The sequence below is a fragment of the Nocardiopsis suaedae genome (assembly GCF_027706745.1).
Lineage (GTDB): Bacteria > Actinomycetota > Actinomycetes > Streptosporangiales > Streptosporangiaceae > Nocardiopsis_A > Nocardiopsis_A suaedae.
Genome location: NZ_JAQFWP010000043.1, coordinates 1 through 12,900, shown reverse-complemented (window position 1 = coordinate 12,900; position 12,900 = coordinate 1). Strand labels below are relative to the sequence as shown.

Genomic DNA, 12,900 nt, shown 5'->3' with positions numbered 1-12,900 from the left:
CTTAAGGGGGCGTGGCAGGGGCGGGCGTCACTCGCCGGGCGCCTGGATGCCTTCCAGGACCATGGCGAGGTACTGCTGGGCGATGCCGGAGGCGGGCAGGCGGCCGTGCGGGTCGTACCAGTTGGCCGCGACCCACACGGTGTCGCGGATGAAGCGGTAGACGAGGGAGGCGTCCAGGTCGGCGCGGAACGCGCCCTCGTCCGCGCCCCGGGTGAGCAGGTCCATCCACATGGACCGGAACCGGGTCTGGGACGCGCCGAGGTAGGCGAAGCGCGGGTTGAGCGCCAGGTGGCGGGACTCGTTCTGGTACAGCACGACGGCGGGGCGGTGCCGGTGGATCGACGCGAACGAGGCCTCGACCAGGCGCTCCAGGGTGGTGCGGGCGTCCTTGTCCTCGGCGAGGATCGCCTCGTAGGAGTTCCACAGGTCGTCCAGGAAGCCCGAGAGGATCTCGTCGGCCATCGACTCCTTGGAGTCGAAGTGGTAGTAGAGGCTGCCCGCCAGCATCCCGGCGGCGTCGGCCACCTGCCGGATGGTGGTGGCCGCGTACCCCTGCCGGGCGAAGACCTCCGCCGCCGTCTCCAGGATCTCGGCCCGCCGCCGCTCACGCGCGGCAGCGGTGCGTTCGGCGTCCCTGCGCCGTGGGCTCATCGTTCGTCGCCTTCGTGTGGGTGGTGTCGGCCGGTGGCACGGCCCGACCTCGGGGGAATCGACGCTACCGCCGCGGGCGGTGTCAAGTGGTGAGCGCAGCTATGGGTCGGGCGTCGGGGCAGGGGCGACCAGCTCGGCCAGGCGCTCGGCGGGGGTGTCCCACCCCAGTGTCCGGCGGGGCCGGGTGTTCAGCTCGACGGCCGCCTCGTCCAACCCGGCCTGGTCGATGGTGTCGAAGTCGAACTCCCCTTTGGGGAAGTACTGCCGCAGCAGCCCGTCGGCGTGCTTAAGGGTGCACCGATAGGTGTTCTCGTTCGACCCGCGCTGCCAGGGCGAGTGCGTCTCACGCGCGCTGGTTGGAGACCGGGACCACCTCCCCCGTCATGTACGACGCGTAGTCGCTGGCGAGGAACACGATCACGTTGGCCACCTCCCACGGCTCGGCCGCCCGGCCGAACGCCTCGCGCCGGGCCAGCTCCTCCAGCAGCTCCGCCGGGGCCGACTTCGCCAGGTTCTCGTGCAGGGCCAGGCTCGGCGCGACCGCGTTGATCCGCACGCCGTGCGGGGCCGCCTCCATCGCCGCGCACCGGGTCAGCGCCATCACCCCGGCCTTCGCGGCGGCGTAGTGCGCCTGTCCGGCCTGGGCCCGCCACCCCAGCACCGAGGCGTTGTTGACCACGGCCCCGCTCCCCCGCGGCACCATCCGCCGCATCGCGGCCCGGGTGCAGCGCATGGTGCCGGTGAGGGTCACCTCCAGCACCCGGGACCACTCGGCGTCCTCCATCTCGGCCAGCGGCGCCGTCCCGCCCAGCCCGGCGTTGTTCACCACCACGTCCGGCGGGCCGAACCTGCGCTCGGCGGCGTCGAAGGCGGCCTGCACCTGCTCCTCGTCGGTGACGTCGCAGCGCACCGCGGCCACCCGGGCGGCGCCGAACTCGGCGGCCAGCGCGCGCTCGGAGCCGGCCAGGCGGCGCCCGTGCGCGTCGCTGACCACCACACGCGCCCCCTCCTCCAGCAGGCGCCGCGCGGCCGCCCCGCCGATGCCGGTCCCGGCCGCGGCGGTGACCAGCGCCGTGCGGCCCCGGAGCAGCCCGCGGCCAGGGCCGGGGGCCGCCGGGCGGCCCTGCTCGGGGTTCACCATGGGTGATACCCTACCAAACGATTGTTAGAAAGAATGAGCGGACAGCACCCAGCGATCGGGCCCCGGCGGACCGGGGCCCCAGCGACCGGGAAGGGGCCGCATGGACCTCGACCTGACCCCCGCCCAGCGCGCCTTCCGCGACGAGGTGCGCGACTGGCTGCGCCGCAACGCCCCCGCCGACCCGCTGCCCCCCATGGACGGCGCCGAGGGCTTCTGTGCCCACCGCGACTGGGAGCGCACCCTGGGACGGGCCCACCTGTCGGCCGTCACCTGGCCGGCCCGCTACGGCGGACGCGACGCCGGCCCGGTCGAAGGGCTGCTCTTCGACGAGGAGTACCACGCCACCGGAGCGCCGGAGCGCGTCTCCCAGAACGGCATCGGCCTGCTGGGCCCCACGCTCCTGGCGCACGGCACCCCCGAGCAGTGCGCGCGGCTGCTGCCCCCGACGGCCTCCGGGGAGGTCGTCTGGGCGCAGGCCTGGTCCGAACCCGGGGCCGGGAGCGACCTGGCCGCCATCCGCTCCCGCGCCGAACGCGCCGAGGACCCCCAGCACGGCCCCGGCTGGCTCCTGCACGGCCAGAAGACGTGGAGCTCGCGCGCCGCCTTCGCCGACCGCGGATTCGGGCTCTTCCGCACCTCCCCCGAGCGCCACCGCGGCCTGACGTACCTGGTGTTCGACCTGGACGCCCCCGGACTCACCCGCCGCCCCATCGGCCGCCTGGACGGCCGCCCCGCCTTCGCCGAGCTGTTCTTCGACGGGGTGTTCGTGCCCGACGCCGACGTCATCGGCGCCCCCGGCGACGGGTGGCGGATCGCCATGGGCACCGCCGCCGGGGAGCGCGGGACCGGCCTGCGCGGCCCCGGCCGGTTCCTGGCCTCCGCCCACCGGCTGGCGGCGCTGCTCCGCGAGAGCGGGCCCGGAGGAACCGACGCGGGCGGCGGCGCTCCCGGCGGCGCGGCGGCCGACCGGGTCGCCCGTGCGTGGATCGGCGCCCAGGCCTACCGCCTGCACGCCTACGCCGCCGCGTGCGCCGGCGCGCCCCCGGGAGCGGGCGAGGCCGCCATGAACAAGCTCTTCTGGTCCGAGCTCGACGCCGACCTGCACGAGACCGCGCTCGACCTGCTCGGCCCCGAGGCCGAACTCGACGGGCCGTGGATGCGCGGCCACGTGTTCTCCCTGGCCGGGCCCGTCTACGCCGGAACCAACGAGATCCAGCGCGACATCGTCGCCGAACGCGTGCTGGGCCTGCCCCGGCCCCGGAGGAGTGACCGCTGATGCACTTCGCGCCCACCCGCGAGCAGCGCCTGTTCTCCGGCACCCTGGACGCCCTGCTCGGCGCCGGGGTGCCGGGGGCGGCCGCACGCGCCTGGTCGCGCGGCGACCGCGGCCCCGGCGGGCGGCTGTGGAACGGGCTCGCCGAGGCGGGCCTGTTCGCCCTGGCCGTGCCCGATGAGCACGGCGGCGTGGGCCTGCGGCCGGTCGAGCTCGCCCTGGGCATGGTCGAGGCCGGGCGGCACGCCGTCCCCGGCCCCCTGGTCGAGACGGCGGCCGCGGCGGTCCTGCTCGACGGCGGCGTCGACGGCGGTACCGAGAGCGGTGCCGACGGCGGACGTTCCGCGGCGCGGATCGCTGACGGGGACCTGGCGGTCTCGCTGGCCGTCCCGCCGTGGGCGCCGCACGCCTTGGACGCCGACTGGGCCGGGGCGGTCCTCGTACTGGAGGGCGGTTCCGTGCAGGCCGCCGAGCCCGTGGAGCCCTTGGAGTCCCTCGATCCGGCCCGCAAGCCGTGGCGGGTGCGGGCCGCCGCTCCCCTGCCGGGCGCACCGGGTGACCCCCCGCTCGCGTTCGACCTGGCCCTCCTGTGCTGCGCCGCCCAAGCGCTCGGCGTCGGTGAGCGGCTCCTGGAGGCCACCGTCGGCCATGTGAAGGCCCGGCACCAGTTCGGCCAGGCCGTGGGCGGGTTCCAGGCGGTGCGCCACCGGTTGGCCGACACCGCGACCGCCCTGCGCTTCGCCCGTCCGCTGGTCCTGGGGGCCGCGGCCGCCTTCGCCGCCGAAGCCCCGGAAGGCGGGGAGCCGCCCCCGACCGCCGCCCTGCGCGCCCGGGACGTCTCCGCCGCCAAGGCCGCCGCCTGCGACGCCGCGCACACCGCCGCGCGGGCCGCCCTGCAGATGCACGGCGCGATCGGCTACACCGACGAGTTCCCGCTCTCCCTATGGATCCGCAAAGCGCACGCCCTCCGCCGTGCCTGGGGCTCGCCCGCCGCCCACCGCGCCCGGGTCCTGTGGGCCCTGGACCGGTTGGGCCCCCACCACCGCGGGGCCCCGGTCAGAACAACGGGCGCAGCGGCCCGATGATGCGCTCGGTGAGCTTGGCCAGAAGGGGCCTGCGGTTCCACTCCGCCTCGCTCAGCGGAACGGCGTTGGCGATGTCGTTGGCGAAGATCTCCTCCAGGTGGCGGGCCATCCCGTCGTCGAAGATCTCCACGTTGATCTCGTGGTTGCCGGTCAGGCTCAGCCGGTCCACGTTGGCGGTGCCCACGGTGGACCACCGCCCGTCGATGGTCGCGGTCTTGGCGTGCACCATGGCGTCCTGGAAGCGCCACAGCGTCACCCCGCCCCGCAGCAGCGTCGCGTACAGCCCCCGGGACAGCCAGTCGGCGATCACGTGGTTGGACTCGTCGGGGATCAGCACCCGCACGTCCACCCCGCGCCGGGCGGCCGCCGCCAGCGCGTCCAGGATCTCCCGGTCCGGCAGGAAGTAGGCCTGGGTGATGTAGACGTGCTCGCGCGCCCGGTCGATCGCGTCCAGGTACATCCCCCGGATCGGGTAGACCAGCAGGTCCGGCTGGTTGCGCTGGGAGCGCACCGCCGGGGTCCACTGCGCCTGGCCGAACGCCGACAGCCGCGGCTGGCCCGCCCGCCGGTGCCGGTTCCAGAATTCGCAGAAGGCGTTCTCCAGCTCCCACACCGCCGGGCCCACCATCCGCAGGTGGGTGTCGCGCCACTCGGTGGCGTAGGCCGCCCCCACGTTGTAGCCGCCGACGAACCCGGCCTCGCCGTCCACCGACAGGATCTTGCGGTGGTCGCGCCCGAGCTTGCGCACGTCCAGCAGCAGCACCCCGGGGTGCACCACCGGGAACCGCAGCACGTGCACCGACGGCGGGAAGCGGAAGAAGGAGCGGGGCACGACGAGGTTGGCGAACCCGTCGTAGACGACGTGGACCTCCACGCCCCGCTCGGCCGCGGCGATCAGCTCCCGCTTGAAGCGCCGCCCGACCTGGTCGCCCTTGACGATGTAGGACTCGAACAGGATCCGGGTGCGCGCCCCCCGGATCGCCTCCAGCATGTCGGAGAACAGGTCCTCGCCGTAGGTGTAGGTGGTGACCAGCGTCTCGCCGACCGGCAGCTCCTTGGGCGCGGTCCGGGGGAAGTGCGCCCGGCGCGGGCGCACCCGCTTGCGCCACAGGTCGATGCCGACCAGCCCGAGGACCGCGGCCGCCTGGGCCGCCAGCAGCGCCGCGACCACCCGCTTGACGACGGTGATGACCGTGGATCTTCGTAGCATCGCCTCAGTCTCCGGTCCCTGCCCGACCGGCGTCGGACGGGCACCAAGCTACCTTTCGACGGCCTGCGCGCCGCGGACCCCGACACGCCCGTGTCCCCCGCCGCGCAGCGGAGGGGGACACGGGGCCGGGGCCGGGCGGCGGCGCTACCGCCGCTCGCGCACGGCCGCCAGGATCTCCTCGGCCGCCTCCTCCAGCGGCACCCCGTTCTTCTGCGATCCGTCCCGGTAGCGGAAGGAGACGGCGCCCTTGGCGATGTCCTCGTCGCCGGCCAGCAGCATGAAGGGGACCTTCTGCTTCTGGGCGTTGCGGATCTTCTTCTGCATCCGGTCGTCGCCGGAGTCGACGTCGAACCGGACGCCCTCGCCGCGCAGCCGCTCGGCGAACCGCTCCAGGTAGGGCACGTGCTCGTCGGCGATCGGGATGCCCACCGCCTGCACCGGGGCCAGCCAGGCCGGGAACGCCCCGGCGTAGTGCTCCAGCAGCACGGCGAAGAACCGCTCGATCGAGCCGAACAGCGCGCGGTGGATGACCACCGGCTGCTGCCGGGTGCCGTCCGCCGCGGTGTACTGCAGGTCGAAGCGCTCGGGCATGTTGAAGTCGACCTGGATGGTGGACATCTGCCAGGTGCGGCCGATGGCGTCGCGCGCCTGCACCGAGATCTTCGGCCCGTAGAAGGCGGCGCCCGCCGGGTCCAGGACCAGCTCCAGGCCCTGCTTCTCGGCGGCGGCGCGGAGGGCCTCGGTGGACTCCTCCCACACCTCGTCGGTGCCGACGAACTTCTCCGGGTCCTTGGTGGAAAGCTCCAGGTAGAAGTCGTCCAGGCCGTAGTCGCGCAGCAGGTCCAGCACGAAGGTCAGCAGCGAGTCGAGCTCGCCGGCCATCTGCTCGCGGCTGCAGTAGATGTGCGCGTCGTCCTGGGTGAAACCGCGGGCCCGGGTCAGGCCGTGCACCACGCCCGACTTCTCGTACCGGTAGACGGTCCCGAACTCGAACAGGCGCATCGGCAGCTCCCGGTAGGAGCGCCCGCGCGCGTCGAAGATCAGGTGGTGCATCGGGCAGTTCATCGGCTTGAGGTAGTAGTCCACCCCGTCGTCGAGCTGCATGGGCGGGTACATGCCGTCGGCGTACCAGTCCAGGTGGCCCGACTTCTCGAACAGCCTGGCCTTGGTGGCGTGCGGGGTGTTGACGAACTCGTAGCCCGCCTGCTCGTGCCGCCTGCGCGAGTAGTCCTCCATCTCCTTGCGGATCACCCCGCCCTTGGGGTGGAAGACCGCCAGGCCCGAACCGATCTCATCGGGGAAGGAGAACAGGTCCAGCTCGGCGCCGAGCTTGCGGTGGTCGCGCTTCTCGGCCTCCTCCAGGAAGGTCAGGTACGCCTTGAGGGCGTCCTTGGTCTCCCAGGCGGTGCCGTAGATGCGCTGGAGCTGCGGGTTGGTCTCCTTGCCGCGCCAGTAGGCGGCGGCCGAGCGCATCAGCTTGAAGGCCGGGATCGCCTTGGTGGTCGGCAGGTGCGGGCCCCGGCACAGGTCCTTCCAGCACAGCTCGCCGGTGCGGGGGTGGACGTTGTCGTAGATGGTCAGGCCGCCCTCGCCGACCTCGACCGAGGCCCCGTCGCCGGCCGCGCCGGCGCCGCCCTTGAGGCCGATGAGCTCCATCTTGTAGGGCTCGGTCGCCAGCTCCTCGCGGGCCCCGTCGTCGGTCACCTCGCGGCGGTCGAAGCGCTGGCCCTGCTTGACGATCTCCTGCATCTTCTTCTCGAGACGCTTGAGGTCGTTCGGGGTGAAGGGCTCGGCGACGTCGAAGTCGTAGTAGAAGCCGTTCTCCACGGGCGGGCCGATGCCCAGCTTGGCCTCGGGGAACAGCTCCTGGACGGCCTGGGCGAGCACGTGCGCGGCGGAGTGGCGCAGGATGGAGCGGCCGTCCTCGGAGGAGATCTCCACGGGCTCCACCGCGTCGCCCTCGGACAGCTCCCAGGCGAGGTCGCGCAGCTCCCCGCCCACGCGCGCGGCGATCACGGTCCGGCCGTCCGCCTCCAACGCCTGGCCGGCCGTCGTCCCCGCCGCCACCGAACGCTCGGTTCCGGCGAGGGTGATACGCAGCTCTGGCACGGCGGACACGGTGGCTCCTTGTCTCGGTGTTCGTGGCGGGGAGGGGCAGAGAGCGCTGAACGGGCCGCGCGCCGCCTCCCACGCACGATGCTATCGGTTGGCCGGGCCCCGACCGGCCGCCGCGCGCGGATCGCGGCGGGGTACCGCGAGCGTCCGCACGGGTATGCAACCCGCGGAGGTGGAAACCGGACACCGGCGGACACTCGGCAGGAACAAGGGGGCGCGGAGTGCGCATCGTGATCGTGGGGGCGGGCATCGCCGGGCTGGCGCTGGCGCTGGCGCTGCACCGCTCGGGGCGGCGCTGCGTGGTGCTGGAGCAGTCCCGCGGGTTCGCGCCCGTCGGCGCCGGGGTGCAGCTGGCCCCCAACGCCTCGCGGCTGCTGCTGCGGCTGGGCCTGGGCGACCGGCTGGCCGAGGTGTCGGTGCGCCCGTCCCGGCGGGAGGTGCTGGAGGGCGCCGACGGGCGGCTGCTGCACTCCACACCGCTGGGCGAGGAGGCGGAGAAGCGCTACGGCGCGCCCTTCTACACGCTGCTCCGCTCCGACCTGCACGCCCTGTTGCTGGAGGCGGTCCCCGAGGGGACGGTGCACACCGAGCACTACGTCACCGACATCCTGGAGAACAGCGACGAGGTGGCGCTGCACTGCGCCGACGGGCGGCAGGTGCACGGGGACGTGGCGGTCGGCGCGGACGGGGCGCACTCGTCGGTGCGGGCGCTGCTGCGGCCCGAGCACCGGCGGCCGTCGAGGCAGACCGTCTACCGGGGCCTGGTGCCCGCCTCGGCGGCGCCCGGGGCGGTGGCCGACCCGGCGGTGCGGGTGTGGATCGGGCCGGACCGGTACTTCTCCCGGTACCCGGTGTCCGGAGGGCGGGAGGTCAGCTTCATCGCGATGGTGCCCGCGCACGGGCCGGGGCCGGTGCCGTGGACGGCGGGCGGGCGCGTGGAGGTGCTCGACCGGGCCTTCTCGGGGTGGACCCCGGAGGTCCGGGAGACCGTCGCCGCCGCCCGGTGGGTCGGCGAGTGGGTGCTGCAGGACCGGGACCCGGTCCCGGCGTGGACCAGCGGGCGGGTGGGCCTGGTGGGCGACGCGGCGCACCCGATGCTCCCCTACTTCGCGCAGGGCGCCAACCAGGCGGTGGAGGACGCGGTGGTGCTGGCGCGCTGCCTGCGCGGGGCCACGGCGCTGACGGCGGGGCCGGCGCTGTCCCGGTACGCGGCGCTGCGCCGCGCGCGCACGGACCGCATCCACGCCCTGGGGCGCAGCGCCATGGAGCTGCTGGCGTGGGAGGACGGCGCGCCCGATGGGCCGCCCGGCCTGTCGGCCGATGTCGAGATGGACAACGCCGACTGGGTGTTCGGGCACGACGCGGGCGAGGAGGCGCCGTCGGCGTGAGGGCTCCGGGGCGCCTCGGGGCGGCCCGGGGGCCCAGACACGCCGATTCGTGGCGGCGTCCGCCCCGGTCATCCTCCGGTTCGAGGTCACGGCCCGATACTCGGGCTTGATCAGGCCGATATCCTCTGCGCATGCCCAAGACCCCACTGACCGGCCTCGAAGACCAGCCGGATCCGTCGGGATCGCGCCCCTCGCCCGCGCGGACGCGCCATTGGCGCCGCCTCAGGGCACGAATGCGCGTGTGGCGGATGCGGATGCACGCCCACCCCGTCCTCCATGTGACCTGGCGCACCCTGGTGACGATCGTCGGTGGGACCGTGCTCGCCGCCGGGATCATCATGTGCGTGACGCCGGGGCCGGGGGCCGCGGGCATCGTTCTGGGCTTGGCGATCCTCGCCACCGAATACGCGTGGGCGCGGGGGCTGCTGCACCGCGCGCGCATGTGGGCGCGCCGCGCCAAGGAGGCCGCGCTGGAGGCGGACCGCAAGCGGCGGGAGAAGCGCGCCGCGCGGCGCAAGTGAGCCGTTTTCCCTCGAAGCCGCCCGCGCCCGCCCGGACGGCCGACGGGTGCTTCGGGGCTCCTCCCCCGAAGCACCCCGCGGGCGCCCGCAGAGGGCTGAGAGCACCCAGGAGCGGCGCTCGGGGATTCGGGCCGCATGTTTCCGGGGGGCGACCGCCCTCAAAGACCCGAGGAGCGCCTCTGGCTTCCCAGGAGGCGTGTTGTGCACCTCACCCGGGTAGGAGCCGAACCGTTCGGCTCCAGAGCTGGTCCGAACGTGCAGAAGGAACCGTCGGCGGACCCGCGCGCGGCGGCCGTCCCGGGGCCCGGCGGAGGCCGGCCGGGGGGCGGTCCCGGCGGCACAGGGTTCGGCGGGCAGGCCGAAACCCCAAAGAAAAAGGCCGACTCCGCGGGAACGGAGCCGACCTTGATCCGAGGTGGGCGATACTGGACTCGAACCAGTGACCTCGTCGGTGTGAACGACGCGCTCTAGCCAACTGAGCTAATCGCCCCGGGTGTCTCCCCGCCTGTCCGGCGGGGCGAACAATGAAAACTCTAGCGCATCCGACGGGGTGCTCGTGCAACCCGAGCACTCCAGGAGAGCGACCCGGGGTGTGATCGAGGTCTCATCACCGGTGCCGCCCGGCCGCTCCAAGGGCGCGCAAAACGTGAAACCCCTTCGGTAAAGGGGATGTGAACGGCCGGTGGCGACGGGGTCCACCCGAGACGTCCCCGTACGTGACGCGGCACACAGATCATCCGGAAATTCCTGGTTTCCGCAGCTCATTACAGTGACGGAGGATCGGTGAGGCTCGGCTTGGGCATCTCTTGGCGATCCGATGGCAAAAAGTCCCGCGGTTACGCGTCATACATCGCGGACGGCCGCGTTGGAGCGGGTGAGACGGCACTACGGACCCGCACCCCGCGGGGCCGGACGAGAAAAGGTTTGGCGAACATGAACAGTAGCGGCACCACCGCCAGCGCCGAGCTGGGCCTGCGGCTCGTGGTCCCCGACCGCACCTCGGTCCCCCTGGTCGCACGGCTGGACTACACCGCCGACGACCCCTACGCGATCAAGGTGGCCTTCCACACCGGCGAGGACGAGCCGGTCGAGTGGATCTTCGCCCGCGAGCTGCTGACGGTCGGCATCGTGCGCCCCGTCGGCGAGGGCGACGTCCAGGTGTGGCCCTCCAAGGGCGGCGACGAGCGGACCGTCAACATCGCGCTCTCCTCGCCCTTCGGCCAGGCGCAGTTCGACGCCGCGGTGGCCCCCCTCGCCGAGTTCCTCCACCGCACCTACGAGATCGTCCCGGCCGGGGAAGAGGGCGGCCACATCGACCTCGACGCCGAGATCGACCGCCACCTCTCCTCCTGACGTCCGGCCCGCGCCCGCCGCCCCGGTGCCTACGGGAGCGGTTCCGGGCCAGTGCGGGCGCGCCCGGACGCGCCGGAGACGCACATGCCGCGGGTGGTTTACCCACGGCATTGCATGACAAACGCATCACGGGGCGAACGTTTCCCCCGAAATACGGACGAGTGCCGCGGGCCCACGGCCCGCGGCACTCGCGTGTGCTCCCCCTCCGGTCAGGGGTCCATGTCCGCGGCGGAGCGGTCGGCGAAGACGTCCACGGCCTTGCGGGTGACCGGCCCCGGCGCGGCGGGCAGGTCCCGCCCGTCGATGGCGCTGATCGCCTGCACGTCGCGCCCGGTGGAGGTCAGGAACGCCTCGGAGACCCGGTCCAGGTCGGCCATGGGGACGTCGGCCTCCTCTCCCCCGGCCCACTCCAGCACCAGCTCCCGGGTGATGCCCGCCAGCGGGCCCGCCGACAGCGGCGGCGTCACCAGGCGCCCGTCCAGCACCACGAACATGTTGCTGCCGGTGCCCTCGCACAGGTTCCCCCGGGTGTTCGCGAAGACCGCCTCACTGGCGCCGCGCTCGTGGGCGTACTTCAGCGCCAGCACGTTGTCGGCGTAGGAGGTCGTCTTCAGGCCCGCCAGGGCGCCCTTCTCGTTGCGGGACCAGGGCACCGTCTGCACCGGGACCGACGGCGGGATCGGCGGGAACGGGCCGACGCCGACGATGTAGGTCGGCTCGCCGGCGCCCCGCTCCGAGCCGAGCGGCGCCGGGCCGCCGGTCATGGTGATGCGGATCCGCGAGGGGTCGGTGTCCGCGTTGGCCCCGACCGCGCGGCGGACCCCCTCGGCGATCAGCTCCAGGTCGGGTTCGGGCAGCCCGAGTCCGGCCGCCGACCGCGCCAGCCGGCGCAGGTGCCGCGAGAGCGCGAACGGGCGGCCCGCCACCCCCTTGACGGTCTCGAAGACCCCGTCCCCCACGGTGATCCCGTGGTCCAGCGCGGGGATCCTTGCCTCCTCTTCGGCGAGGACCTCGCCCCGGCCGAAGCCCGCGCCCGCGATCCACACCCGCATGGCATCCACCCCCGATGTCGACATGTGCTGTGCGGCCGATCCTGCCACGCGCCGCCCCGGAGCGCTCGGGATCGGCGGCCCCCGGTTCCGGCGCCCCGCCCGGCGTGCCGCCCCGGCGGCCCCTCCGGCCCGGCTACGACCGCCCGCGCGGCGGACGCAAGCCCTGTGTCCGGGATTGGCCGGGCCCTCGGCACACAGCACACCGGTCAGTAGCGTGACCGCTGGCCAACCGGTGTCTCCGCCGTCTCCCGCGGCACCGGGCACCACTCCGACATGGCGACGGAAACCGGCCCGACGGGTTACGAATGGCTATCATCTGGGCAACGCTTATGGGGATCCCCCACCCACGGGCGTCCCCCGGTGGGCCGGGACGGACGGCCCACGAACCCACCCCACGACAGAGCTTGAGAGTTATGACGACACGGAGCACCGCCCCTGGCGAACTGAGCTGGCTGCTGGACGACCTGCTCACCCGCGCGCAAGGAACACGGCACGCCATCGTCCTGTCCACCGACGGCCTGCTGATGGCGGCGTCGAGCGGGCTGGACCGTTCCGCCGCCGAGCATCTGTCCGCCATCGCGTCCGGACTGCACAGCCTCGCCGGAGGGGCGGCGCGGCAGTTCCAGGCGGGGGAGATCCGGCAGAGCATCATCGAGATGGACGGGGCCTTCCTGTTCGTCGCCGCCGCCGGGGAGGGCGCCTGCATGGCGCTGCTGTCCGACACCGACAGCGACGTGGGGCTGATCGCCTACGAGATGAACAAGGTGATCGAGCGGGTGGGCCAGTACCTGTCGGCCCCGCCGCGCCCGGACATGCCGGGCACGCCCGCGCGCGCGGAGCACTGACGGCACCGGGGTGGCGGCGCGCGGCGTCCGGGACGGCTCCACTCCATGGCGCGCTCGCGCCTGCGCGAGCGCGCCCGCCCCGGACGAGGCCCGGCCCACACGCCCCACTCCCCGATTCCGATTTCGCGCTGGCGCCGATATCCGCTAGAGTTCAAGGCATCGCAGCGAGGCGAACCGGCCGGGACACCGGCCCGGACCGACTCCCTCCGATGCGGACGTGGCTCAGCTGGTAGAGCATCACCTTGCCAAGGTGAGGGTCGCGGGTT

At 73.7% G+C, this 12,900-nt stretch carries 11 protein-coding genes, 1 tRNA gene and 1 pseudogene; 6 read left to right on the top strand and 7 right to left on the bottom strand.

The annotated features are described in order from the left end of the window. Positions 1-27: 27 nt before the first annotated feature. From O4U47_RS20510 to O4U47_RS20500, 3 genes and pseudogenes are all read right to left on the bottom strand, one after another. A complete protein-coding gene (locus tag O4U47_RS20510) occupies positions 28-651 on the bottom strand; it encodes a TetR/AcrR family transcriptional regulator (RefSeq protein WP_270679534.1) in 624 nt (207 codons plus the stop codon). A 99-nt stretch (positions 652-750) separates the two neighbouring features. Further along, positions 751-996 (bottom strand): annotated as a pseudogene (locus O4U47_RS20505) (transposase); the annotation flags it as partial. After that, the gene (locus tag O4U47_RS20500; protein WP_270679533.1) at positions 995-1,792 is read right to left on the bottom strand and encodes an SDR family oxidoreductase; all 798 of its coding nucleotides are present in this window, start codon (positions 1,790-1,792) and stop codon (positions 995-997) included. The pseudogene O4U47_RS20505 and the gene O4U47_RS20500, both read right to left, overlap by 2 nt. A 100-nt stretch (positions 1,793-1,892) precedes the next feature. Here O4U47_RS20500 and O4U47_RS20495 point away from each other — a divergent pair, with 100 nt between their 5' ends. Beyond that, complete coding sequence (locus tag O4U47_RS20495; RefSeq protein WP_270679532.1) at positions 1,893-3,068, top strand: acyl-CoA dehydrogenase family protein; 1,176 nt, start codon at positions 1,893-1,895, stop codon at positions 3,066-3,068. Then, on the top strand, positions 3,068-4,150 hold the full coding sequence (locus O4U47_RS20490) for an acyl-CoA dehydrogenase family protein (protein ID WP_270679531.1): 1,083 nt from the start codon (positions 3,068-3,070) through the stop codon (positions 4,148-4,150). Before O4U47_RS20495 ends, O4U47_RS20490 begins: the two co-directional genes overlap by 1 nt. Here O4U47_RS20490 and O4U47_RS20485 read toward each other — a convergent pair. Together O4U47_RS20485 and thrS are read right to left on the bottom strand one after the other, a co-directional pair. Continuing rightward, positions 4,122-5,360, bottom strand: a complete 1,239-nt coding sequence (locus O4U47_RS20485; protein WP_270679530.1) for a phospholipase D-like domain-containing protein — start codon at positions 5,358-5,360, stop codon at positions 4,122-4,124. The genes O4U47_RS20490 and O4U47_RS20485 overlap by 29 nt on opposite strands. A gap of 144 nt (positions 5,361-5,504) precedes the next feature. Beyond that, positions 5,505-7,478 (bottom strand): threonine--tRNA ligase, encoded by a 1,974-nt coding sequence (gene thrS / locus O4U47_RS20480; RefSeq protein WP_270679529.1) that lies wholly within the window; start codon positions 7,476-7,478, stop codon positions 5,505-5,507. Positions 7,479-7,696: 218 nt separating this feature from the next. Here thrS and O4U47_RS20475 point away from each other — a divergent pair, with 218 nt between their 5' ends. Both O4U47_RS20475 and O4U47_RS20470 read left to right on the top strand, forming a co-directional pair. Then, the gene (locus O4U47_RS20475) at positions 7,697-8,863 is read left to right on the top strand and encodes an FAD-dependent monooxygenase (protein ID WP_270679528.1); all 1,167 of its coding nucleotides are present in this window, start codon (positions 7,697-7,699) and stop codon (positions 8,861-8,863) included. 131 nt (positions 8,864-8,994) lie between these two features. Further along, positions 8,995-9,384 carry a PGPGW domain-containing protein gene (locus tag O4U47_RS20470; protein ID WP_333563666.1) on the top strand — a complete coding sequence of 130 codons (390 nt, stop codon included), beginning with the start codon at positions 8,995-8,997 and terminating at the stop codon, positions 9,382-9,384. A gap of 416 nt (positions 9,385-9,800) precedes the next feature. Here O4U47_RS20470 and O4U47_RS20465 read toward each other — a convergent pair. Then, positions 9,801-9,874: transfer RNA gene (locus O4U47_RS20465), tRNA-Val, on the bottom strand. Positions 9,875-10,317: 443 nt separating this feature from the next. Between O4U47_RS20465 and O4U47_RS20460 the strand changes: the two genes are divergently transcribed. Further along, the gene (locus tag O4U47_RS20460; protein ID WP_270679527.1) at positions 10,318-10,737 is read left to right on the top strand and encodes an SsgA family sporulation/cell division regulator; all 420 of its coding nucleotides are present in this window, start codon (positions 10,318-10,320) and stop codon (positions 10,735-10,737) included. 209 nt (positions 10,738-10,946) lie between these two features. On the opposite strand, the gene O4U47_RS20455 is transcribed toward O4U47_RS20460, so the two are convergent. Then, on the bottom strand, positions 10,947-11,789 hold the full coding sequence (locus O4U47_RS20455) for an aminotransferase class IV (protein ID WP_270679526.1): 843 nt from the start codon (positions 11,787-11,789) through the stop codon (positions 10,947-10,949). A gap of 413 nt (positions 11,790-12,202) precedes the next feature. Here O4U47_RS20455 and O4U47_RS20450 point away from each other — a divergent pair, with 413 nt between their 5' ends. Next, complete coding sequence (locus tag O4U47_RS20450; RefSeq protein ID WP_270679525.1) at positions 12,203-12,634, top strand: roadblock/LC7 domain-containing protein; 432 nt, start codon at positions 12,203-12,205, stop codon at positions 12,632-12,634. Positions 12,635-12,900: the final 266 nt, after the last annotated feature.

What these genes read in the sequence shown, in the direction of transcription:
- O4U47_RS20460 (WP_270679527.1), top strand. Translation starts at nt 10,318, where the DNA reads ATGAACAGTAGCGGCACCACCGCCAGCGCCGAGCTGGGCCTGCGGCTC.
- O4U47_RS20450 (WP_270679525.1), top strand. Translation starts at nt 12,203, where the DNA reads ATGACGACACGGAGCACCGCCCCTGGCGAACTGAGCTGGCTGCTGGAC.
- O4U47_RS20485 (WP_270679530.1), bottom strand. Translation starts at nt 5,360, where the DNA reads ATGCTACGAAGATCCACGGTCATCACCGTCGTCAAGCGGGTGGTCGCG.
- O4U47_RS20455 (WP_270679526.1), bottom strand. Translation starts at nt 11,789, where the DNA reads ATGCGGGTGTGGATCGCGGGCGCGGGCTTCGGCCGGGGCGAGGTCCTC.
- O4U47_RS20495 (WP_270679532.1), top strand. Translation starts at nt 1,893, where the DNA reads ATGGACCTCGACCTGACCCCCGCCCAGCGCGCCTTCCGCGACGAGGTG.
- O4U47_RS20490 (WP_270679531.1), top strand. Translation starts at nt 3,068, where the DNA reads ATGCACTTCGCGCCCACCCGCGAGCAGCGCCTGTTCTCCGGCACCCTG.
- O4U47_RS20500 (WP_270679533.1), bottom strand. Translation starts at nt 1,792, where the DNA reads ATGGTGAACCCCGAGCAGGGCCGCCCGGCGGCCCCCGGCCCTGGCCGC.
- O4U47_RS20510 (WP_270679534.1), bottom strand. Translation starts at nt 651, where the DNA reads ATGAGCCCACGGCGCAGGGACGCCGAACGCACCGCTGCCGCGCGTGAG.
- O4U47_RS20470 (WP_333563666.1), top strand. Translation starts at nt 8,995, where the DNA reads ATGCCCAAGACCCCACTGACCGGCCTCGAAGACCAGCCGGATCCGTCG.